Origin of the sequence: Microbacterium sp. SYP-A9085, from assembly GCF_009649635.1 — a bacterium.
In the GTDB taxonomy this organism is placed as follows: domain Bacteria; phylum Actinomycetota; class Actinomycetes; order Actinomycetales; family Microbacteriaceae; genus Microbacterium.
Genome location: NZ_WJII01000001.1, coordinates 310,636 through 332,243, shown reverse-complemented (window position 1 = coordinate 332,243; position 21,608 = coordinate 310,636). Strand labels below are relative to the sequence as shown.

Annotated in this window: 20 protein-coding genes; 13 read left to right on the top strand and 7 right to left on the bottom strand. The window is 63.9% G+C overall.

Going from position 1 to position 21,608, the window contains the following annotated elements; all coding sequences use genetic code 11:
- The first annotated feature begins 15 nt into the window (after positions 1 to 15).
- From GH740_RS01645 to GH740_RS01610, 8 genes are all read left to right on the top strand, one after another.
- Positions 16 to 1,644 (top strand): FAD-dependent monooxygenase, encoded by a 1,629-nt coding sequence (locus GH740_RS01645; protein ID WP_153744350.1) that lies wholly within the window; start codon positions 16 to 18, stop codon positions 1,642 to 1,644.
- Positions 1,641 to 2,810 carry an MFS transporter gene (locus GH740_RS01640; protein WP_153744349.1) on the top strand — a complete coding sequence of 390 codons (1,170 nt, stop codon included), beginning with the start codon at positions 1,641 to 1,643 and terminating at the stop codon, positions 2,808 to 2,810. Before GH740_RS01645 ends, GH740_RS01640 begins: the two co-directional genes overlap by 4 nt.
- Positions 2,811 to 3,358: 548 nt before the next feature.
- A complete protein-coding gene (locus GH740_RS01635) occupies positions 3,359 to 4,489 on the top strand; it encodes an ABC transporter substrate-binding protein (RefSeq protein ID WP_153744348.1) in 1,131 nt (376 codons plus the stop codon).
- Positions 4,490 to 4,493: 4 nt separating this feature from the next.
- A complete protein-coding gene (locus tag GH740_RS01630; protein ID WP_216644882.1) occupies positions 4,494 to 6,314 on the top strand; it encodes an iron ABC transporter permease in 1,821 nt (606 codons plus the stop codon).
- Positions 6,315 to 6,390: 76 nt separating this feature from the next.
- A complete protein-coding gene (locus GH740_RS01625; RefSeq protein WP_216644881.1) occupies positions 6,391 to 7,539 on the top strand; it encodes an ABC transporter ATP-binding protein in 1,149 nt (382 codons plus the stop codon).
- The gene (locus GH740_RS01620; protein WP_153744346.1) at positions 7,536 to 8,249 is read left to right on the top strand and encodes a class II aldolase/adducin family protein; all 714 of its coding nucleotides are present in this window, start codon (positions 7,536 to 7,538) and stop codon (positions 8,247 to 8,249) included. The genes GH740_RS01625 and GH740_RS01620 overlap by 4 nt, the downstream gene beginning before the upstream one ends.
- Positions 8,246 to 9,004 carry a cysteine hydrolase family protein gene (locus tag GH740_RS01615; RefSeq protein WP_153744345.1) on the top strand — a complete coding sequence of 253 codons (759 nt, stop codon included), beginning with the start codon at positions 8,246 to 8,248 and terminating at the stop codon, positions 9,002 to 9,004. Before GH740_RS01620 ends, GH740_RS01615 begins: the two co-directional genes overlap by 4 nt.
- 12 nt (positions 9,005 to 9,016) lie before the next feature.
- Positions 9,017 to 10,006, top strand: a complete 990-nt coding sequence (locus GH740_RS01610) for a PhnD/SsuA/transferrin family substrate-binding protein (protein WP_153744344.1) — start codon at positions 9,017 to 9,019, stop codon at positions 10,004 to 10,006.
- 90 nt (positions 10,007 to 10,096) lie between these two features.
- On the opposite strand, the gene GH740_RS01605 is transcribed toward GH740_RS01610, so the two are convergent.
- The 5 genes from GH740_RS01605 to GH740_RS01585 all read right to left on the bottom strand — a co-directional run bounded on the left by GH740_RS01605 (position 10,097) and on the right by GH740_RS01585 (position 14,597).
- Positions 10,097 to 10,636, bottom strand: coding sequence for a 3-phenylpropionate/cinnamic acid dioxygenase subunit beta (locus tag GH740_RS01605; protein WP_153744343.1), 540 nt, complete (start codon positions 10,634 to 10,636; stop codon positions 10,097 to 10,099).
- The gene (locus GH740_RS01600; RefSeq protein WP_216644880.1) at positions 10,629 to 12,152 is read right to left on the bottom strand and encodes an aromatic ring-hydroxylating dioxygenase subunit alpha; all 1,524 of its coding nucleotides are present in this window, start codon (positions 12,150 to 12,152) and stop codon (positions 10,629 to 10,631) included. The genes GH740_RS01605 and GH740_RS01600 overlap by 8 nt, the downstream gene beginning before the upstream one ends.
- Before the next feature lie 27 nt (positions 12,153 to 12,179).
- Positions 12,180 to 13,427 carry an NAD(P)/FAD-dependent oxidoreductase gene (locus tag GH740_RS01595; protein WP_253941156.1) on the bottom strand — a complete coding sequence of 416 codons (1,248 nt, stop codon included), beginning with the start codon at positions 13,425 to 13,427 and terminating at the stop codon, positions 12,180 to 12,182.
- Positions 13,428 to 13,431: 4 nt separating this feature from the next.
- Entirely contained in the window at positions 13,432 to 13,677 is a 246-nt protein-coding gene (locus GH740_RS01590) for a ferredoxin (protein WP_253941155.1), read from the bottom strand.
- A 128-nt stretch (positions 13,678 to 13,805) separates the two neighbouring features.
- Positions 13,806 to 14,597: an IclR family transcriptional regulator gene (locus GH740_RS01585; RefSeq protein ID WP_172978246.1), complete on the bottom strand. Its 792-nt coding sequence runs from the start codon at positions 14,595 to 14,597 to the stop codon at positions 13,806 to 13,808.
- Between the two features lie 218 nt (positions 14,598 to 14,815).
- Between GH740_RS01585 and GH740_RS01580 the strand changes: the two genes are divergently transcribed.
- The 5 genes from GH740_RS01580 to GH740_RS01560 are packed head-to-tail and all read left to right on the top strand — an operon-like array spanning position 14,816 to position 19,897.
- The gene (locus tag GH740_RS01580; RefSeq protein WP_153744341.1) at positions 14,816 to 16,564 is read left to right on the top strand and encodes a thiamine pyrophosphate-binding protein; all 1,749 of its coding nucleotides are present in this window, start codon (positions 14,816 to 14,818) and stop codon (positions 16,562 to 16,564) included.
- A 2-nt stretch (positions 16,565 to 16,566) separates the two neighbouring features.
- Positions 16,567 to 18,039, top strand: coding sequence for an aldehyde dehydrogenase family protein (locus GH740_RS01575; protein ID WP_216644879.1), 1,473 nt, complete (start codon positions 16,567 to 16,569; stop codon positions 18,037 to 18,039).
- Positions 18,040 to 18,068: 29 nt separating this feature from the next.
- A complete protein-coding gene (locus GH740_RS01570) occupies positions 18,069 to 18,443 on the top strand; it encodes a Rieske 2Fe-2S domain-containing protein (protein WP_153744340.1) in 375 nt (124 codons plus the stop codon).
- A complete protein-coding gene (locus GH740_RS01565; RefSeq protein ID WP_153744339.1) occupies positions 18,418 to 18,699 on the top strand; it encodes a hypothetical protein in 282 nt (93 codons plus the stop codon). The genes GH740_RS01570 and GH740_RS01565 overlap by 26 nt, the downstream gene beginning before the upstream one ends.
- Positions 18,689 to 19,897 (top strand): amidohydrolase family protein, encoded by a 1,209-nt coding sequence (locus GH740_RS01560; RefSeq protein ID WP_153744338.1) that lies wholly within the window; start codon positions 18,689 to 18,691, stop codon positions 19,895 to 19,897. Before GH740_RS01565 ends, GH740_RS01560 begins: the two co-directional genes overlap by 11 nt.
- 73 nt (positions 19,898 to 19,970) lie before the next feature.
- Here the strand turns inward: GH740_RS01560 and GH740_RS01555 are convergent, their stop codons facing one another.
- Positions 19,971 to 20,690 carry a class II aldolase/adducin family protein gene (locus GH740_RS01555; protein ID WP_367640277.1) on the bottom strand — a complete coding sequence of 240 codons (720 nt, stop codon included), beginning with the start codon at positions 20,688 to 20,690 and terminating at the stop codon, positions 19,971 to 19,973.
- Positions 20,687 to 21,583, bottom strand: coding sequence for an NAD(P)-dependent oxidoreductase (locus tag GH740_RS01550; RefSeq protein WP_153744337.1), 897 nt, complete (start codon positions 21,581 to 21,583; stop codon positions 20,687 to 20,689). The genes GH740_RS01555 and GH740_RS01550 overlap by 4 nt, the downstream gene beginning before the upstream one ends.
- Positions 21,584 to 21,608 lie beyond the last annotated feature (25 nt).

Below are 21,608 nucleotides of genomic sequence, written 5' to 3'. Positions count from 1 at the left end.
CTGAGGGAGATTTCGATGAAATACAAAGACGTTGTCATTGCAGGTGCGGGTCCGGTCGGCCTGACGCTGGCGATCGTGCTCGGTCAGCTCGGGGTGAAGGTGCTGTTGGCGGATAAGCGCCCGAGCCTCGGGAAGCTTCCGAAGATGGAGCGCTGCAATGCGCGGACGATGGAGAACTTCCGCCGCCTGGGGCTCGCAGATCGGATCCGAGCTGCGGGTCTCGACAACGACATGCCTATGGACGTGTTCATCTGTGTGGAGAGCATCGCGCGCACCCCTGCCCTGGTATGTCACGAGTACCCGTCGGTTAACGAACTGAAGTCGTCGTATCGCGACGTGCGTGATGGCACCACGGCGGCGGAGCCGTATCAGCTCATCTCGCAGTACACCCTCGAGCCGTTGCTGCGCGATGTGGCGGAGAGCATCCCGGGCGTCGATGTGAGATTCGAAAGTGAGATCGTCGACTTCGAGCAGGACGATGACACGGTGCTGACCACCATCCGATCCGCGGATGGAAGCGAACACGTTGTGACGTCCTCGTACCTGGTCGGATGCGACGGCGGCGGCAGCACTGTCCGGCAGAAGCTCGGATTCGAGCTCGAAGGAGAGTCTCGCCTTGAGATGCGACAGGCGCTCTTCCGTTCGAAGAACCTTCTTGATCGCATTCCCATCGGAATCGGCCGCCACTATCACATTGCCGACAGCACGAATTCGTTCATGATCGTGCAGGACGACAAGGAGCACTTCTCCTTCCATGCGACCGTCGATTCCGACGAGGAGATGGCTCCCCTTTTCGAGAAGATCGTGGGATTCCCCTTCGACTACGAGACTCTTTATGTCGGCAGATGGCAGCAGCGGCTCATGCTCGCGGATCACTATCGTTCGGGTCGCGTCTTCCTCGCGGGAGACTCAGCACATCTGGTGATACCGACCGGTGGGCTCGGCATGAACACCGGACACGCCGACGCAGTGGATCTGGGATGGAAGCTCGCCGCTGTCATCCGAGGATGGGGTGGCCAGGGTCTGTTGGACTCCTATGAGCCGGAGCGTCGTCAGATCGCTGAGCGCAACATCGCCGCGTCGCGCAAGGCCACTGTCGCCCGCAACAAGTGGCGTCGACTCTGGAGGCCGGAGATCGTCGACAGCACGCCCGAGGGCGAGCGGATCCGCCACGACCTGAAGGCTGTCGCCGAGGTGGAACACCGCTGGAGTAACGATCTCTACGGCATCGAGCTCGGCTATGTCTACAGTGACTCACCCATCACGTCCTATGATCCGGATCTTGAACGGGGCGAGGACGATCTCAGCTTCGTCTACGAGCCGTCGATCGAGCCCGGCGCGCGGCTCCCGCACGTGTGGCTCGCTGACGGCCGTCCGATCCAAGATGACCTCGGCTGGGAGTTCACGCTGATAGCCACCGGCGGCATCGACGACGCCGAAGCCGCCGGATTCGTCGATGCGTTCGCGCGACTCGGTGTTCCGTTCCGGGTCTATCGACCGGAGTCTGAGGATGCCGTGGCGGCATATGGCACCGGCCTCCTGCTGGTGCGCCCCGACCTGCACATCGTCTGGAGAGGTGCATCGGCCCCGGAGGACGCGCTCGCCGTGGCGCGTCTGGTGACGGGGCAGCGCGTGGCCGTGTGAACGTGCAGCGCGGAGGGGCCGAACGCGTCAACTGGGTAGGGAACCACCTCATCAACTTGGCGTACGCCGTCGCACTCGGAATGGTGACGGTAATGGTGCCGCTGTTCGCCGTGCATTCGGGATACGGGATCGGCGCCGTCGGGCTGCTGGTCTCGGTGTCGGCGGTGACACAGGCAGTAGTGCGGCTTGGGCTCGGCGCGTTGATGGACCGGTTCTCCACGAGGTTCCTGATCATCACGTCCTGCCTCATGCTGATGTCGTGCGGGTTGATCCTCGGGCTGGCGGATGCCTTGTGGACCTTCATAGCGGCACAGCTGATGCAGGGGATCTCCCGTGCTTACTTCTGGACCGCGACCCAGACGCACGTCATCCGTTCCAGCGACACCGCGGTGTCGGCGATCGCCACGATGAATATCATCAATGGCGTGGGCTCCATGGTCGGCCCGTTCATCGCAGGACTCATCGGAGGAGTCTCGCTGCGGCTCGTTTTCCTGATCGCGGCGATGATCGCAGCCGGCTCCATCGTGCCGGCGATGATGCTGACACGATTTCCGCCATTCCACCGAGACCGTCCCACAGGGGCGCCAGCGACGACCCTCGGGCGCCATCTCCGTCCAGGAGTCATGGCAGCGGCGATCATGAGCGCTGGAGGCGGAGCCTGGCGTGGTGCGCTCGACTCGTATATCCCCGTGATCCTGACCGCAGCCGGACTCTCCGTCTCCCTCACCGGAACCCTGATCGCAGTCGCCAACTTCGCGACCATGGTGGGCTCGGCGGCGTCGAAGTTCGCGAAGCCCCTGGGAGATCGCGCCTGCGTCGTTCTCGGAACCGCGCCGGCTGGCTTGGGCCTAGCGGCTGTTGCGCTCCTACCGGTCTCGCCGAGTGCGGTGGCCTTGTTCCTGTTTATCTCCGGAGTCGGGGCAGGACTGCTGCAGACCATCGGGCCGGCGATGGCGTCCGACTCGGTCACTGATGGGGAGCGGGGGAGGGCCATCGCCACTAACGGTGTGTTCCGATCGTTCGCGATGCTCCTGACTCCGTTGAGCATCGGCGGCCTGATGCTGCTGCTTCCCTCAGTGGGGTGGTCCACGGCGGTGCTCGGAGTCGGTATGGTGACTCCGGCCGTTCTGACGGCGAGGCGGCACCAGCCCCGGTCGGACGCGTAACGCGCTGAGGGACGACGTGGGATGCTGACCCGGCGCCCCCCCCCGCATAGCGACACTTCGTGGCCTGAGCATGGAAGTGGTCGTTCTTGCGATTTTCTGCCAGCGGACCCCCTTCCTCGCCCTGCGCGGCCGTCCGGTTGCCTGTCGTCGAATAGAGGAGCCCTACCCTGATTCTGGCGTACAGAATAACTTTCTATTGACAGAGAACGTTTGGGGAAGCATTATGGAGCGTAGCGGGTGCGCTCGTTGTTGGGGCCAGGACATCGGTGTCCTGGTCTGTGTGCATCTCATTTCAAAACTGGGCAGAGGCATGCGAATGAAGGCACCGGCGGTTCAGCGGTTCGATCTGTCGCCTTCCTACCGTGCCCGGCAAGTGATCTGGCAAGACATGGAGAGCCGGTGAATCTGGTGTCGACAGCGTCACCGGGGTGGCACCACAGTCGGGGTGACCATGAGTCGTTTCTCGTGCGGATACGAGCAGAGGAGTCGCATCCGAGTCGTGGCCTCATCCCGGTTCCGCACGCCTCCCACTATGAAAAGGACACGGAATGAAGAAGAATGTAAAGGTTCTGGCACTGGGCCTGGCACTCCCCCTGGCCGTCATCATGGCCGGCTGCGGAGCTCCTGATGCGGTGCAACCGGGCGGTGGTGGCGGGAACGCGACCGACGCGGCCAGTGTCTACGAGCAGCTCAATGCGCTTCCGGCCAAGGAACAACGGGCCAAGGCCATCGAACTCGCCAAGAAAGAGGGTGGGCTCAGCCTCTACACGGAGAGTCCCGAGGCGAACTGGCAGGAGTACACCGCCGCCTTCACCGCCGACACGGGGATCGCGGTTCGCACGTTCCGTGCGTCCACGGTGGATCTGAACCAGCGCGTGCTCCAGGAGCTCAGCGCCAAGCGCGTCGGTGCTGACGTCATCCTCGAGAACTTCGGGGGAATGATCGGCATCAGTGGCGAGGGTGCATTCACCAAGTACGAGGGCGCCGGCGTCGACCAGCTGGGCGATCACCCCTACTACGACGGCGGATGGTCGGCGATCGCTGGCTACACCGTGGTCCCCGTGTGGAACACCGATTTGATTCCTGCCGGCGAGGAGCCGAAGAGCTGGGAGGATCTCGCCGACCCGCGGTTCGACGGCAAGATCACGATCGCCGCTGATGACGGCGACCTCTTCGGCGTTGTCACCGACCTGTGGGTGAAGCAGGGCAAGAGCCAGGCGGAGATCGACGATCTGTGGAAGAAGATCGCCGATGGAGCGCACGCGGCAAAGGGGCACACAGCCATGGCCCAGATGCTGGGAGCCGGGCAGACGGCGGTGAATGCGTGGAACTACGACTTCATCGCGGAGAGCGCGATCGCCACTGGAGCGCCGGTTGCGTATCGCAGTGCGGACGGCATCGTGCACACCGAGACCGTGGCCTACCCTCTCGGTCTTGCGATGTTCACCGACGCGCAGCACCCGGCAAGTGCATGGCTCTTCTACAACTGGATGCTCGATGAAGGTCAGCCGATCCTTGAGAAGCAGCACAACCTGACGGCTGCTCAGGTGTCCGGCAAGGAGAAGAAGAAGGGCATGACCATCCACCCGTTCCCTGTCGAGATCGGCAACAACGCGAACGAGTGGAATGACAAGTTGGACGCCCTGCTGCGTGGCGTTCCCGTGCAGGAGAAGCAGTAACACGATGAAGATCGGGGCGGCCGTTCGGGCCGAATGGCCGCCCTTTCATTCGCCATCTTGCCGAGAAGGGAAACGCCGCATCATGTCTGAAACAAGAAACATATCGCTATCGATGGGAAAGCGCAGCTGGTATAAGAGCAGACTGCGTGAGTTCAGGTCGCCGCGTATGCTTCTCGTCGGCATCGTCGTGCTCATCGTCGCGTATCTTGCGGTGGTTCCGCTCATCTATCTGGTGATCGGCACGTTCACGTCATCCGCCGGATTCTCGTTCGACGGATTCGTGCGGGCATACGGCGGCAACGCCCAAGCCGGCCAGATGTTCCTGAACTCGATGATCTTCGCCCTCGGCTCCGCAGCGCTGGCGCTGGTCATCGGCACGGCGCTGGCATATGTGCAGGTGCGGACGGACGCTCCGGGAAAGGGACTTCTCTTCGCGGCCTCGATGGTGCCGCTCATCATTCCGGGCGTGCTGTACGCGATATCGTGGATCTTTCTTGCGAACCCCACGGTCGGCATTCTCAACACGCTGATCTTTCAGCCGCTCTTCGGCGCCAGCATCGACATCTACGGTCTGGGCGGGATGATCTGGGTCGAAGGCACGCATATGGCGCCGCTCGCCTTCCTGCTCATGGTCGGCGCATTTCATGCCATGGATCCGTCGCTGGAGGAATCGGCGGCCATGGGCGGAGCCAAGCCATGGGTCGTATTCCGTCGAGTGACCATGCCGCTCGTGCGCCCCGCGCTCATCGCGGCGGCCCTGCTGATGTTCGTCCGTGCGCTGTCGGCCTTCGAGATCCCGACGCTTCTGGGTGAGCCCCGAGGGCAGTACGTGTTCACGAGCCGTATCTACTACGAGCTGCAGGGAGTACCGGCGAATTACGCGGCGGCCGGCGCATACTCCGTCGGGCTTCTGGTCGTCGCCATGATCGGCCTGATGTTCAGCAACTACCTCAACAGGAACTCGCGCTCGTACCAGACCATCAGCGGCAAGGCGTTCCGGCCGCGCACGATCGCATTGGGCCGCGCGCGGCCGGTGGTGGGGATGCTGACGATCGTCTACTTCGTCCTCGCCGTCGTGCTGCCTGTGCTGGCACTCTTCTACACGTCACTCCTGAATTTCTACCAGGGCATCTCGTGGCGGGCGCTGGGCAGCCTCAGCTTCGACAACTACGTGCGGATCTTCAAGGCGCCCGGCACGTGGCATGCCCTGCAGAACACCGCGATCCTCGCTGTCGGAGCCGCGATGATCGTCATGTTCCTCACAGCGATCGCCTCGTGGGTGGTGGTGCGCACGAAGCTCCCCGGACGCCGTCTCATCGACACCGTGGCGTTCCTCCCGCTGGTGATCCCCGGGCTCGTCCTGGGCGTCTCGCTTCTGTTCGTCTACCTGCGCACGAGCCTGCCGATATACGGAACGCTGCTGATCCTGCTGATCGCGTTCTGCACCATCAACCTGCCGTACGGGATGCAGTACGCGGGCGCGGCGATGCGACAGATCTCCACTGAGCTGGAAGAGTCCGCGACCGTCTTCGGCGCGACGTGGTGGAAGACGTTCCGCAGGATCCTGCTCCCGCTCGCCAGCGGCGGCATCGTGGCCGGATGGATCTATGTGGCCATCATCTCGTTCCGTGAGCTTTCCGCTGCGATCCTGCTTTACTCGCCGGGCAACGAAGTGATCTCCGTCCTCATCTGGCAACAGTACGAGAGCGGCAGCTTCATGGGGCTGTCGGCGATCGGGATCCTGCTGATCACCGTCCTGACTCTGATCGTCGCCGTGGCGTACAAGCTCGGCGCCAATGTCGGACTCCGGAAGGGCAACCCGTGACCGAGAGACCGTTTGCCGGCATGACCGCTGAGCGTAAAGAGATTTCGACTTTGGCATCGAAGGGAGCCTGAAGGTGTTGACAATCACGAATCTGTCGAAGGCGTACGACGTCGCGCCGGAGCGTCGCCGACGTCGTTCGGAAGACGGGCCGACGAAGACTGCTCGGAAGTTCGCGGTCCAAGATGTGAGCTTCGACGTGAAGGCAGGGGAGATGTTCACGCTCCTCGGGCCGTCCGGATGCGGCAAGACGACGACCCTGCGCTCGATCGCGGGGCTGGAGACTCCGAACACGGGAACCATCCGGGTCGAGGATCGGGTGCTCTACGACAGCGACAACAGGGTAAACGTGCAGCCCTATGACCGCAAGCTGGGCATGGTCTTCCAGTCGTACGCGATCTGGCCTCACCTCACGGTGTTCAAGAACGTCTCGTTCCCGCTCGAGGTGCTGTCGCGCAAGACCCGCCCCAATTCGGCGGAGATTCGACGCCGCGCTCATCAGGCGCTGGAGATGACGGAACTGAGCGAGCTGACCGAACGCCCTGCAACGGCGCTGTCCGGTGGCCAGCAGCAGCGCCTGGCGCTGGCGAGAGGTCTCGTCATCAACCCGTCCCTGGTGCTGCTGGACGAGCCGCTGTCGAACCTGGACGCCAAGCTGCGGGAATCGATGCGGTTCGAACTGAAGCGATTGCAGCACGAACTGGGACTGACCTGCATCTACGTGACACATGACCAGGTGGAGGCCCTGACCCTGTCTGATCGCATCGCGGTGATGAACGAAGGCCGCATCGTGCAGGTCGGCACGCCGAAGGACATCTACGAGCGTCCCAATTCCCGCTTCGTCGCCGACTTCATCGGCGTGACGAACTTCCTCGAAGGAACGGTCACCGCGCAAGAGGGGCGTCTGCGCAAGATCGAGGTCGCGGTCGGCTCGCTGTGGGCCGAGGCGCCTGACGCCGCGATCGGTGATCACGCGCTCCTCTCCCTGCGGCCGGAGTCGGTGACAGTGGCGACCGAGCCGGGCTCGCAGCCGCGGCTGAACGAATGGAGGGGGTCGATCGCCCGGCGGGCGTTCCAGGGTGATGCCGTCGATCACGTGGTTCGTATCGGCGAGATGGAGATCCGCAGCCGGTCGAATCCCAGTCATTCCTATGAGGAGAACACAGAGGTATACGTGTCCATCCCACCGCAGAAGGTCGTCGTCGTGCCCACAGAGGAGAGATTGTGAATACGAATATCGCCGATATCAAGCTGGAGCTCGCCAAGGGTATCCGGATGCTGGTGGCTGCCGGCCTGCTCGACATGAACGGGCACCTCAGCTACCGGCTCCCGGGGACCGATCACGTGCTGATCAATTCGCGCAGAGCCAGCCGCGCTGCCGTGACGACAGACGACATCGTGCTCATCGACCTCGGAGGAGAGCTCATCGAGGGCCGCTCCGAGGCTCCCAGCGAGTATCACATTCACACTGCCGTCTACCGCCACCGCCCCGACGTGAACTGTGTGCTGCACCACCATCCGCACTGGCAGACCGTGCTGGGCATCGCCCGTCAGCCCATGCAGCCGGTCTTCTCCATCGGGTCCTTCGTGGGGCCTGAGCTGCCCGTCTACGAGACATCCTCGCTGATAAACACGCGAGAGATCGGCGAGGAGATGGCCGAGGCGCTCGGCCGATTCGATGTCCTCACCGTTCGTCATCACGGTGCCGTGATCGTCGGCGCCGATCCCCAGGAGGTGTTCGCCAGGGCGGTCTTCGTCGAGGAGAACTGCAAGAAGCAGTACTACGCCGCTCTGCTCGGACCGATCCAGCCGCTGACCGGCGAGAATCTCGAGCGCACCCGTGAGACGAACTGGAAGCCGATCATCGGCAAGAAGGTCTGGGACTATCACGAGCAGAAGGCGCGCATGGATGGCGACCTGGATGGCCTGCCCGCTTGACGGCATCGTCGAAGGAATTCACTGGTGAAGATTGGACGGATGCCGTGAGCGGGATAGAGGCAGAGGATTTCGAGGACCACATCTGGAAGGACGTGGTCTCGGACGACATGCTCGAGATATACGCGCCGTATCGTCGTGAGACGAGGCTCGTCGGGAAGCCGGTGTTCCTCGCGATCGATCTGTTCGCGAGCGTCTTCCCGAGTCGGCCGATTCCCGTCCTGGAGGCCATCCGGGCCGACAATCCGCGTTCCTGCGGAATACACGCCTGGGAGGCGCAGCCGGTCATCCGCAGGGTGCTCGAGCTGGCGCGCTCGGGTGGGCATCCCGTCATCTACAGCACTGATGATGTCGGCCTGCGGCAGGCCACCAACCGGAAGACGGCGGGGGATCGGATCGATCCCGCTGACTTCCGGATCGCCGAGCAGTTCGCTCCGCATGAGGAGGACACGGTCGTCGTGAAGGAGCGCGCCAGCGTCTTCTTCGGCACCGGCCTGCTCGAGAGGCTGCGCGAGCTCGGCGCGGAAACGGTGGTCATCTGCGGCGAGACGACCAGCGGCTGCGTCCGGGCGACTGCAGTGGACGCATACTCGCATGGCTTTCACGTCGTGCTCATCGAAGAGGGTGTGTTCGATCGGAGCCTGCTGAATCACAAGGTCAGCCTGTTCGACCTGCACCACAAATACGCGGATGTCATGAAGATCGCCGAATTCGAACGCAAGTTCACGGCTCATCAGGCAGCTATGGGAAGAGACTGAAGGGACTTCTCCATGACAAAACTCTCACTCAGCTTCTCATCCGTGGATTACGATCGCATTCGCTCCCTCATCAACGGCATGACACCCATCGAGGGGATCGATCTTAATTTCCTTCCGCTTCCCGTCGAGGAGACATTTCTTCGGCAGTTGAAGTATCAGGAGTTCGATGTTTCGGAGATGAGCATGTCGTCGTATGTGCTCACGCTGAATGAGCCCGACCCGCCGTTCGTCGCGTTGCCGGTTTTCCCGTCGAGATATTTCCGGCATCAGACCATGTTCGTCAACCGGAACAGCGGCATCGAGCGCCCCGAGGATCTGGTGGGGAAGACCGTCGGCGTGCCCGAGTACCAAATCACGGCCGGCGTGTGGCAGCGCGGCATGCTCCGGGATGAGTACGGAGTTAGCCCGCGAGACATGAAGTTCTTCTCCGGGGGCGTGGAGCAGGCCGGGCGGGTGGAGAAGATCCAACTCGATCTCCCGCCGGATATCGACATCCATGCGATCGACCCCGGCGAGACGCTGTCGGACATGCTCTGCGACGGGAAGCTGGATGCCCTCTTCACGGCGCATGTTCCCTCATGCTTTTACACCGACGAGAATGTCGAACGGCTTTTCCCCGATTACAAGGCGGTGGAGCAGCGATACTTTTCGAAGACGGGGATCTTCCCGATCATGCACGTCATCGTCATCAAGCGCGAGCTGTATGAGAAGCATCCGTGGATCGCTCGCTCGCTGACAAAGGGCTTTGAAGAGTCGCTTCAGCACGCCAGGGAAGATCTCATGTATCGCAGCTCGCTGAAGGTGATGCTGCCCTGGCTGTCTGACCACGTCGAGGAGACTCAGCGTGCGCTGGGCGAGGACTTCTGGACCTACGGCCTCGAGAGGAATCGCCACGTGCTCGAGACGTTTCTCGAGTACTCCTGGGACCAGGGTCTGGCGAAGAGGCAGTGGAGACCGGAGGACATCTTCGTCGAGAGCGCCAGTGCGGACGTGCTCATCTGATCCGCTCCATGCGGCGTCGGCCCGCGGATGCAGGAGGCCCTCCGTGGCGTGCGGTTCACGCGACGGAGGGCCTCCTGCATCCGATGTTTCTTACAGGAACACGGACAGGTTCTTCGCCAGCAGCACCGTCTGATCCAGCAGCAGGAATCGACGGGCGACCTTCCAGCCGTCATCCGTCTTGCGAAGCGTGTCCTTCCGGCGCCCGACGAAGAAGTCCGTCTCGTCGGCGACGCGGTTCCGGTAGACGAGAAACCGGCTCGACAGCTTCACCTCCGGCCAGGTCAGATCTTCGATGCGGATGTTCGTCACCAGATGGGACACGCGGGAGACGGGCTCCTCCGCCCAGTGCACGCCCGTGGCGAGCTGCAGGACACGGAGCTCGATGGTCGATTTCGGCTCGTCGAACCAGCAGACCTCAGATCCGGCCTTGGTCTCGGAACGCTCGTCCACTTCGGAGTACTCGACGTTCAGCCGTAGGGGGACGCTGTACTGGTAGTCGTCGGCGAGAAGATCCAACCACTCGTCGTAGCGGCGCTCATCGAGCAGATCTGCTTCTGCGAAGAGGAACTCCGAGACCTCCTGCAGCAGCTCCCATCGCGCCGGTCCCCGACTGTAGTCCTGCTCAAGCATGAAGGTCTCCGTTTCCTGCGTTCTGCGTCGCCTCGAGCTCCTCCTGCTGGCGACGGATGATCGCGTCGACCCGATCGTCGGTCTTGGCGATCTCGATCAGCTCGTCCCAGCTGAGGTTGTCGACGAATTCGGACCAGCGGCGGTAGAAGGCCCGAGCGTTGACCTCACCGGAGATCGCATGGTCGGAATGGACGGCGCCGGCCAGATCAGACAGCTGCTCGGTGCCCAGACCCTGCTGATAGTTGTAGGGATAGCGCTGCGCGATGACACCCTGCGATGCCTGGGTCGCGTAGTCCCAGTTCTCCATGTCGTCCTGCTCGGTCATGCCTGCGGGGCCGCCATAGCGCATGTAGTACTGGCGCAGCCACTCCCGCACGTTCTCCGGGGCCTTCCTGTCCGCGAGGAACCAGCGCCAGACTTCGGTCTCAGTGGGGCTGATCGGGTGGGCCACGAGGATCGTCCGTGGGAAGCCGGCCGCGAAGGACATGTTCGGGAAGAGGGTCGCGGGCCCGCGCCCGCCCAGGAGGCGCCCCTCTGCGTCGAGCCTCTCCTTGCGGGTCGCCCAGGCCTGGTCGAAGTACTCGTTCATCTCGGGCTCGGCGAACTCGGGATACGCGATCTCGTATGCCAGGTTGTCGCTGGCGCCGTGGCCATTGCGGAAGGAGGTCTTCATGCGGCCTTTGGAGTGCCCGCCCTCGTTCTGGCGCTCACCATGCCGGCGATTCCCCCGGCCACCTGGCCCGATGCCGACGGCCTCGACCGAGGCGTGAGTGGATGCCCCGTGGTAGGTGTCGCCGAGGAAGTTCTCCGAGACGAACTTCCAGTTCGATTTGATGCGCCACTTCAAGACGCCCCGGAATACCTCCGTGTCGCCCGGTGTCCCGTCGAAGGCATCGGCCAGGTTGTCGAGCCACCAGTGGAAATCGCCGACGTACTCCAAGAAGTCCTGCGCGTTCTCATCCCAGTTGGCGAAGACGAGACCCTTGTACACGTAGACGTGGGGGCAGCGGATGAGGCCCCAGCTCGACCTGTCGAGTCTGCCGCCGTAGGCGGCCTTCATATGAGGAACTCCGAAAAGATCTCCAGGGACGTTCACCAGGCTGCCGTCCATGGAATACGACCAGGCGTGGTACGGGCAGGTGAACTGCATCGTGTTGCCCTCGTCGTAGCGGCACACGCGCATCCCGCGATGGCGGCATGAGTTGAGCAGCACGTATATCTCGCCGTCCACGTCACGGGTGAGCAGCACAGGATCACTTCCCATCCAGGATGAGAAGTAGTCGCCGGGCTCCTTCACCTGGGACGCGTGCCCGACGAACAGCCAGGCCCTCGGAAACAGATTGTGCATCTCGCGGTCGAAGATCTCCTTGTCCGTGAAGACCTTGCGGCTGATCCGGCCTGTCTTCAGGTCGAGCAGATCGCGTGCGCGGCGGAGCGGAGCGACTTCTTGCGCCTCGAGAAATGGTTCCGAGGTGGATCCGAGATTTGAAGCGACCATCGTAAACTCACCTTTCATGTACGGATGGAAGATTGTGGTGCGGCGCTAGACGGGGAAGACCGGCACGGGGCCCGCCGCGAGTTTCTCGAGCTCGACGATCATCTCCGAGGTCTTGGCATCGAGGTGCAGCAGGCGCCGCGCCGCAGCCATGCCCCGGGGCCACCCGAAGGTGACGACAGCGCTGCATTCGTTGTCATCGCCCTCTGAATAGATGGCGACTTCGCGCGGCACGGCGCCGACGAGCGTGAGCAGGTCGACATGCGCGTCCGGATCCGGCTCTCCCGCTATCTGGATCTTCTTTCCGTACTGGTCGATCCAGAAGTACGGAGCGGGACGGTATCCCATCGGAGAGCTGCGGTTCAGGAGATTGTGCGCAACGACGGTGGCCTGGTCGACAGCGTGGGTCCAGTGCCCTACCCGACGTGGCTTGGCGAAGTGGACGTCGTAGAAGCGCGCCACGTCTCCGAGAGCGTACACATCCTTCGCGCCCAGCACACGGCAGCGGGCATCGGTGACGACCCCATCTTCGACGCGGATGCCGGAGCCGTTCAGCCAGGAGGTGTTCGGATCGGATCCAATGCCGGCGATGAGGATGTCTGCGCGGAGCGTCGTCTCCTCGCCGTTGTCATCGTTCGCGACACGCACATGTGCGGCCTCGCCGTCTCGAGTGATGGCGACCAGCTGCGATCCGCCGAGAACCCGAACGCCTTTGCTCTCATGCACCTCGGTGATGTGCCTGCCCACGATGGCGCCCAGGCTCCGTTCCAGCAGGGCGCCGCTGCGTGACACGACGGTCACGGGTAGGCCCTTGTCCCGAGCTGCGCACGCGGCCTCCGCGGCGACGAAGCTTCCGCCGACGACGACGACTTCACCACCGTCCGCCATGCGCTCTCGCAGCGCGTCCGAGCCCGACGCCTGTCCGAGGACATGCCCGATAGGACCGCCGTCCTCTGCGCGCAAGGTCCGCGGGGCCAGGCCTGTCGCAATGACCAGCCCGTCGTAACCGAGTGCGGATCCATCGGCAAGCGTGAGCTGGCGGGCGCCCGGATCGAGCGAGGCGGCTGCTTCGTGGATGACTGTCGCTCCTACGGATTCCCAGCCGCCGGGTATGAGGTTCAGGTCCTGACGCGACCATGCGCCGCTGAGGTACTCCTTGGTGAGTGGCGGCCGGTCATAGGCCTCGCCGTGCTCCGGTTCGACGACGGTGACCGCGCCGGCGAATCCGCCTGAGCGCAGGGCCTGCACGGTTCGCGCACCTGCGACAGAGCCCCCGACGACGACGATCCTCTCCATGTCGTTATCCATGTGAGCCGTTGCCGTCATCGCTATCGTCGACGAGGCGCAGGGCATGCACCGGGCAGCTGCGCACGGCCGCCTGCACGGTTTCGAGATCCGCACTCGACACGTCGCTGGACGTGACGGTGACCAGCCCCTCCTCGTCGAGGTCGAGATGATCGGGGGCAATGACGACGCAGTTGCCGTAGCTCTGACACAGGTTTCGATTCGCTTCGATCCGCATCTTCTCTCCGAGTCCGATCACCATCCGTCAATGGTATGACCATTCGTTGAAGACGAGCATTGCATGCCCTATCCGCGACTGTCAAGGGGCGGGTGGCAGCCGGCCCGATCCTGTCGGTTCCCTATGACGGGAGGGGCGATGTGCCCGGGAACTCAGCTGTGGAGCGTATCCTCGAGCTTCGCGGCCGCGGCGTGTAGGTGCCTCACCAGCACCGCGCGGTTGCCATGCTGGATTCGGGCGACCGGCCCGCTGATGCTGATGGCCGCCAGCGCACGGCCATCCGCGTCGCGGATGACTGCAGCCATTGACGCGATGCCGTCGTCGCCGCCGACATTGAACGCGTATCCGCGTTCACGAGTGCGGTCGAGCTCGTCACGCAGTGCCTGCTCATCGAAGGCATCGCCCTCGTTGAGCGCGATGAGCTCGGGAAGCAGGCGCTTGAACTCCTTCTCGCTGAGCTCCGCCAGCAGGGCTCGCCCGGTAGCGCTGGTGTGTGCGGGAACCACGCGTCCGGTCCTGTCGGCGACGCGCAGCGCGTTCGCGCCCTCGGCGCTGACGATGTAGCGCGCTTTGGCACCCTCGAGCCGCACGAGATGCAGGGTCTCCCCCAAGCGGTTGGCGAACTCTGCGAGCACCGGCAGCGCGAGAGTGCGAATGTCCATGCTGCGAACCACGGCGAGGCCGATGTCTAGCAGTGCGGGCCCGGCCACGTATGAGCGCGATCCTGTTTCCTGCATGACGAAATCATGGAACTGCAGCATGGCAAGCAGACGATGCGCCGTCGACACGGAGACGCCCAGCATGACGGCGGCGTCCGAGACGCGCACTCGCTGTTGCTTCTTGAAGATCCCGAGTAGGCGCAGTGCATTGTCCACCGAGGAGATCGGGTAGGCGGGGCGCTCCCCTCGCCCGCGCGTGGCGGCATCTCCGGAAGACTGATTCACGCACATATCCTAGCCGGATCACAGATGAAATCGGGCTTTCCGGGCTGCAGTCGGAGGCTGCTGCGGGGCGCTGGTACCGGTGGGACGCCGGCTCGTCGCGCCGACCCGGCTCGGCCCGACTCGCGTGACGGGTCGCCGTCTCGGCCTAGCGGGTCGGAGGGTGATGTCCTATACTAAAGTCCGGTTGATGGAAATAGTTTCTGGAAGAAGGGAACTTAATGACCGAGAGCAATGACGCTCAGGAGTCAGCGGTCAAGCCGGGCATCGAACTTCAGCCTCAGTGGGGCAGCGATGCGATCGTGGATTTCCTCCGGGCAACGGAGGTGCCTTACATCGCGTTGACGCCCGGTGCCAGTTTCCGCGGCCTGCACGACAGCCTTGTGAACTACTCTCCGGAATCGGGCCCGAGTATCGTCATGTGCCTGCACGAAGAGCACTCGGTCGCACTCGCGCATGGCTATGCGAAGGTCACCGGAGTGCCCATGGCGGTCGCTCTGCATGCCAACGTCGGATTGCAGCACGCGGTGATGGCCATCTTCAACGCCTACACGGACCGGGCTCCCGTGCTGCTCATCGGGGCCACCGGACCCCTGGATGCGGCACAGCGCCGGCCCTGGATCGATTGGATTCACACCACCGCCGATCAGGCGTCGATGATCCGCTCATTCATCAAGTGGGATGACACCCCGGTCTCGATCGAGGCCACTCTCGAGTCTTTGGCTCGGGCCTGGGACATCACCCGGACGGAACCCCAGGGGCCCACCTACGTCGCGCTCGACTCCGTCGTGCAGGAGTCACGCCTGTCCTCTCGCCCGCGGTTGCCGCGCATCACCACCGGTCGCGCCCCTGACCAGGCGGCCGCTTCTGCGGATTCGATCCGGCGCGCGGCCGATCTTCTGCGGAATGCGCGGAACGTTGTCGTCATGGTCGGCCCCGGCACCCGGTCGGACGCCGACTATCAGTACCGCATCGTGCTCGCTGAAGCCCTCGGCGCGAGGGTGATCACGGATCTGAAGGCCGGCTCGCCGTTCCCCACCCGGCACCCTGCCCACGTGGCCGGTTCGGGTCTGCGCGTCGGCCCGGCGGGTCGCAAGGCGCTCGCGGAGGCCGATGTCGTACTCGCGCTGAACTGGACGGACATCGCGGGCGCGCTGAAAGGCGCAGGGACTCGAGCCGATCTGAAGATCGTCTCCGCGACGCTCGACCCCATGATCGCCAATGGGGTGACCAGGGATCATCACATCCGTGCGGAGGTGGACGTGTGGCTTCCCACCACCCCCGATCATGCCGTGGCGCAGCTTCTGGATGCGCTGGACCTGCAGGGGCGTGAGCCGGAATGGACACCCGATGCCGACGCGGAGAGCGTGAGCCTGCCCGGCAGCGGAGAGATCACTCCGGCGCTGCTCGCAGCGGTGGTTCGGGAGCAGCTGCGCGAGGAGCGGACGACGCTCATCCGCCTCCCATTGAAGTGGGACGGCGACTACTGGCCGTTCTCGAGCCCGATGGACTTTCTCGGCTACGACGGCGGCGGCGGCATCGGCTCCGGGCCCGGCATGACCGTCGGCGCCGCGCTGGCGCTTCGCGGGACCGACAGGCTCCCCGTGTCGATCCTCGGCGATGGGGATTTCATGATGGGCGTGCAAGCGCTGTGGACGGCCGCGCATGAGAGGATCCCGTTCCTCGCCATCGTCAACAACAACCACACCTATGGAAACGACGAGGACCACCAGGAGAGAGTCGCGATCAGCCGCGATCGCGACGTCAGTCGGAAATGGATCGGCCTCAGCATCGACGACCCGGCCCCCGATCTCGCCCTCCTCGCACGAGCACAGGGGCTGGAGGGAATCGGCCCGATCACCGATATGAGGGATCTTCCTGATGCGCTGCGCAGGGGACTCGCCCTGGTCAAGAAGGGCAAGCCCGTCGTCGTCGACGTCATCGTCCACCCGAGTTCGAAGGAGAACTGATTGTGACAGCTCAGCCCAGCCCGGAGATGTCCGAGCTTCTCGCTCATGAATGGAAGCTGCTGATCGGCGGCGTGCTGAAGAACGCGCGCAGCGGCGACACGTACCAGAGCTTCAGCCCGTACACCGAGCAGGCGATCGCGACGGTGCCCAACGGCGGCAAGGAGGACGTGGACGAGGCGGTCGAGGCCGCGCAGCGCGCACGCAAGATGTGGCGCGACACCACGGCGCTCGAGCGGGCCGCCCTGGTCCGCAAGCTCGCCGACGCCATCGAGGCGCATGAGGATGAACTCGCTCAGCTCGACTCCATCGATGCGGGATCGCCCATGGCGAAGACGCGCCATGACATCAGGCTCGCCGTCGAGCAGCTGCGCATGTTCGCCGGATTCGCTCTTGAGATGAAGGGCGTCACGGTACCCGCGAGCAATGCGCTGCATCTCACGACCCGTGAGCCGGTCGGCGTTACCGCTCGGATCATGGCCTACAACCACCCCCTGCTGTTCGCGTGCAAGATCGGGGCGCCCCTGGTGGCGGGAAACCCCACTGTCCTCAAGCCCGCCGATGTCGCTCCGCTCTCCGCGCTGCGCATGGGCGAGCTCGCCGCGGGCATCTTCCCGCCCGGGGTGCTCTCCGTCGTCGTCGGAGAGGGCGTCGCCGTGCCGGATTCTCTCGTGCGCCACCCCGCAGTGCGCCGGATCGGCTTCATCGGATCCGAGCCGACGGGCCGCGCGATCCAGCGGGCGGCCGCCGAGAGCGGGGTCAAAGACGTCACGCTCGAACTCGGCGGAAAGAACGCCATGGTGGTGTTCTCCGATGCGGACCTCGACAAGGCCGCAGCGGGCGCTGTCTTCGGCATGAACTTCACCTGGTCCGGTCAGTCGTGCGGGTCGAACTCGCGGCTGCTCGTCCAGCGGGAGATCCACGATCAGCTCGTCGAACGGGTGGTGCGACTCATCGAGGCCCGCAAGGTCGGCAACCCTCTCGACGAGACCACCGAGCAGGGGACGATGATCAACAGGACGCAGTATGACAAGACGCTCAGATACATCCAGATCGCGAAGGATGAGGGTGCGACCGTCGTCACCGGCGGCGGCCGGCCTACGGGTGCCGGATTCGAGCGGGGCTACTTCGTCGCTCCGACGGTGCTCACCGGCATACAGCCCGGATTCCGCATCGAGCAGGAGGAAGTGTTCGGCCCTGTCCTCTCGGTCATCGCCTTCGACGATGAGGAGGAGGCCGTCCGGATCGCGAACGGCGTGCAGTACGGCCTGACCGCCAGCGTCTGGACCTCGAACCTGCAGCGGGCTCACCGTGTCATCCGTGAGTTCGAAGCCGGGTTCACCTGGATCAACGGCTCGTCCTCGCACTTCCCCAACCTTCCGTTCGGCGGGTGGAAGGGCTCCGGCGTGGGCAGGGAAGAGAGCATCGAAGAGCTCTTGAGTTACACGGAAGTCAAGACCGTCAACGTGATGTTCTGATCGTCCGAGGACCAGGAGGACTGTGGGCCATGGAAGTACTGGCCGGGAGTGCCGGCGACTTCGAAGACGGCAGGCGTCGAGTGCTGGAGGTCGGAGGTCGGCCGGTGGTCGTCTTCAGAGTGGGGGAGCGCTATTACGCGCTCTCGAACACGTGCCTGCACTCGGGCGGGCCGGTCGGCGAGGGGGTTCTGATCCCGAGGGTCGAAGCGGTCGTGCGCGCGGACGGCACCGTCGCCGGGGAGGTCTTCTCGGAGACCTGCATGCACATCGTCTGTCCATGGCACGGGTGGGAGTACGACATCGACACCGGCAGGGCCGCCGGCGATCCCCGTTTCGCACTTCGTCGCTACGAAACCAGAACAGAAGGAGACCACGTCTATGTCATCGCCGCACACAAGGCATGACATCGCCGCGCTCGACGTTGAGGCGCTCAGCGATGCCGCACTGCAGGAGCTCATCGGCCATGCTCTGAAGTCGTATGCGGCCCGGCGTGAAGAGGGCGTGCAGATCCACCCTTTCGCGAGTGAGCAGCTGAACGCCACCGAGATCATTATGGTCGCAACGGATCTTCTGGAGGCCGGCGAACTCGAGCTGGTCGACTTGAGCATCTGGCGCGGTCTCGGCATCAAGCCCTCGGCAGGAGGCGCGCATGCCCAGTGACTACAGCGCGACGAGCGCGGCCGATCTCGCGCGGACGATCGCGTCCGGCGAACGCGCCGGATTCAATACGACCGAGCACATGCGCAATGCCAGGCTGCAAGCCGACGAACGCGGCCTCGACGACTACTACATCGTCGACACCGACGCCCACCACTACGAGACCGAGGCCTGGGCCGACATCGTCAAGTACATCGAGGACCCCGTGCTCAGACATCGTGCGCAGGGGCAGGACCGGCATGGGCGCCCTGTCAGTCTTTATCATTCCGCGCAGAGCAATCAGCACGTGTCGGGCCGTATCGTGCGATACCCGCGACGTCGTCAGGAGGAGGTCGGAGACGATGTCCCCAGGGATGTCGCTCTCATCCGTCGCGAGATGGAGAGCATTGGAATCGACGTCCAGATCGTATTCCCGACGCCGATGCTGCAGCTCGGTCTCAACCCCGACACGAGCATGGAAGCGCAGCTCAGCTGGGCTTACAGCCGCTGGCTGACCGAGGAGATCCTTCCTCACGACACTCGCATCCGCACCATGATCTATCTGCCGCTCAACGATGTTCAGGCATGCCTGAGGATGATCGACAAGTTCGGCGATGCGCCTGGCGTGGTCGGCTTCATGGTGGCCAGCGGCCGGCACAAGCCGGTGCATGACAACTCGTTTGCTCCGATCTACCGTGAACTGGAAGAGCGCGGTCTCCCCGTCGGATTCCACGCCATCTACAACGATATGGAGCGCATCTTCGAGGGGATGAACAAGTTCATCTCCGTGCACTCGCTAGGTTTCGTGCTGTACAACATGGTCCACCTCACGAACATGATCATGAATGGCATCCCTGAGCGTTTTCCGAAGCTGAAAGTGGTGTGGATCGAGAGCGGCCTGGCCTGGCTCCCGTTCCTCGCGCAGCGGCTCGACAACGAGTACATGATGCGTACGTCCGAGGCCCCGCTGCTGAAGAAGCTCCCCAGTGACTACATCAGGGAGAACTTCTACTACACGACGCAGCCGATGGAGACGGGAGACATCAGGGCTCTGGAGCAGACGTTCCGGATGATCGGAGCCGAGACGCAGCTGATGTACTCGTCGGATTATCCGCATTGGGACTTCAACCTGCCGAGCACGATCTTCGATCTGCCGTTCCTGTCCGATCAGGCGAAGCGTCAGATCCTCGGCGAGAATGCACGACGCGTGTTCAATCTTTGAAGTCCTGCACGACCGAAGCCGTCGGGAGCGTGCTCCCGACGGCTTCGGTCGTGTGCCGGCGCGCCGTCGACGGTCAGGTCAGGGCGAGTCCCGCATGTGCCAGCCGGGCGAGATGGTGCTGCCACACGTATCCGTCGTTGAACGTGGAGCCGAGATCGGGAGTGGCGGCGAAATCCTCATCGGAGATGCGGTAGGAGATGTCCCCGTTCACGCTGGCGAGCACGTGCATCCGGGCGAGGATCTCGATGTTGATGGCGCGCACGACGGCTTCCTCGATCGTCCGACCCACCGTGATGATGCCGTGGCCTCGCAGGATCAGAGCGGGGGCGTCTCCCAACGCCGATGCGACGTCGTGTCCGAGTCTGTCCGTATTGATGAGCAGGCTGCGCGGATACACCGGGATGCTCCGGGCTGCCATTCGCATCGCCGGGATGTTGTACGCGCCCACGATCGGCGCCAGGGCGATGCCGGCCAGGTCGGCGGCGACGGCCGATGTCGCGTGGGCATGCACGACCGACTGCGCGTCGGGACGGATGCGCATGACCTCGGCGTGCAGCAGAAGCTCGTTAGGGGCTTGATAGCCTCCCGGTAACGGAACTCCGGTGATCACCTCATGGATGTCGTCTGCGACGGTGAACAGCAGCCCGCTCTCCCGTGGTCCGCGGCAGCGGATTGCGATTCCGTCATCTGTGCGGAGACTCACGTGCCCGAGGATGTCCTCTGCCAGCCCTGCGTTCGCGATGATCCGGCACGCCTGGGCGAGCTTCACTCGGGTTTCTGCGCCGAGGGTCACGCGCTCGCCTCCGCTCTGCTGCGCAGGGACTGGAGAAGCTTCGTGCTCTCGGGGTACGGCTTCTTCGCGTATTCGGAGGCGACGACTGCGGTGAAGAACTCCGCCGTCGCGAGGAGCGTCGCGCTCTCGGTCGACACCGATGCGGCGAGTGCGGAGGCGAGGTTCATGTCCTTGGCGATGGTCGTCGATGGCGCGCGTGCGGCGATTCCGCGCTTGTTGCCCTTGTAGTACTCGACCGCGCTCTTGAAGCCTCCCTCGACGCCGGTGGACTTCTCCAGGGCTTCGATGACCAGCGGGATATCGAGTCCCGCCTTCTCGGCGATGAACAGAGCTTCGCAGACGGCGAGGTGCGTGGCGTATTTGACGTGCTGATGCACGAGCTTCGTCGCGAACCCCTGGCCGATCGCGCCGGTGTAGATGATCGAGGTGGCGATGTCGTTGACGATGGCCTCGGCGTCGCGAAGCGTGCCTGGCGTCCCACCGACCATGACGGTGAGCTTCGGGGACTTCCCTGAGACAGGAGCGTCGACGTACTGCGCACCGATTCCGAGCTCCGAGATCCGTTGCGCCGCCTCATGCGCCAGGGCGGGGTCGCTCGTCGACATGTCGATGATGAGCGCGCTCGGCTGGAGGCCCCTCGTGAGGGCGTCCTCTCCATCGAAGAGAACCTCGCGGACGGCGGCGGGGTTCGGCAGTGTGAGGAAGATGACGTCGGTCTGCTCGGCGAGGTGCTTCGGACTCATGGTGGGTGCCGCCCCGAGTATCGCGGTCATGGCGATGCGATCCGAGTGGCGGTCCCAGACGCTGGCCGGGTGCTCGGCCGCGATGAGCCCCTCGCTGAGAGTCCTTCCCATTACACCGAGCCCCACGACCCCGACATGGTTTGTGTTCATGACACCCCCCTTGCGGTTCAATACA

Coding starts and splice junctions, on each gene's coding strand:
- GH740_RS01595 (WP_253941156.1), bottom strand. CDS start 13,427: ATGGAGAGGATCGTCGTCGTCGGGGGCTCTGTCGCAGGTGCGCGAACC.
- GH740_RS01590 (WP_253941155.1), bottom strand. CDS start 13,677: ATGGTGATCGGACTCGGAGAGAAGATGCGGATCGAAGCGAATCGAAAC.
- GH740_RS01560 (WP_153744338.1), top strand. CDS start 18,689: ATGCCCAGTGACTACAGCGCGACGAGCGCGGCCGATCTCGCGCGGACG.
- GH740_RS01635 (WP_153744348.1), top strand. CDS start 3,359: ATGAAGAAGAATGTAAAGGTTCTGGCACTGGGCCTGGCACTCCCCCTG.
- GH740_RS01580 (WP_153744341.1), top strand. CDS start 14,816: ATGACCGAGAGCAATGACGCTCAGGAGTCAGCGGTCAAGCCGGGCATC.
- GH740_RS01610 (WP_153744344.1), top strand. CDS start 9,017: ATGACAAAACTCTCACTCAGCTTCTCATCCGTGGATTACGATCGCATT.
- GH740_RS01570 (WP_153744340.1), top strand. CDS start 18,069: ATGGAAGTACTGGCCGGGAGTGCCGGCGACTTCGAAGACGGCAGGCGT.
- GH740_RS01605 (WP_153744343.1), bottom strand. CDS start 10,636: ATGCTTGAGCAGGACTACAGTCGGGGACCGGCGCGATGGGAGCTGCTG.
- GH740_RS01630 (WP_216644882.1), top strand. CDS start 4,494: ATGAAGATCGGGGCGGCCGTTCGGGCCGAATGGCCGCCCTTTCATTCG.
- GH740_RS01600 (WP_216644880.1), bottom strand. CDS start 12,152: ATGAAAGGTGAGTTTACGATGGTCGCTTCAAATCTCGGATCCACCTCG.
- GH740_RS01550 (WP_153744337.1), bottom strand. CDS start 21,583: ATGAACACAAACCATGTCGGGGTCGTGGGGCTCGGTGTAATGGGAAGG.
- GH740_RS01565 (WP_153744339.1), top strand. CDS start 18,418: ATGTCATCGCCGCACACAAGGCATGACATCGCCGCGCTCGACGTTGAG.
- GH740_RS01645 (WP_153744350.1), top strand. CDS start 16: ATGAAATACAAAGACGTTGTCATTGCAGGTGCGGGTCCGGTCGGCCTG.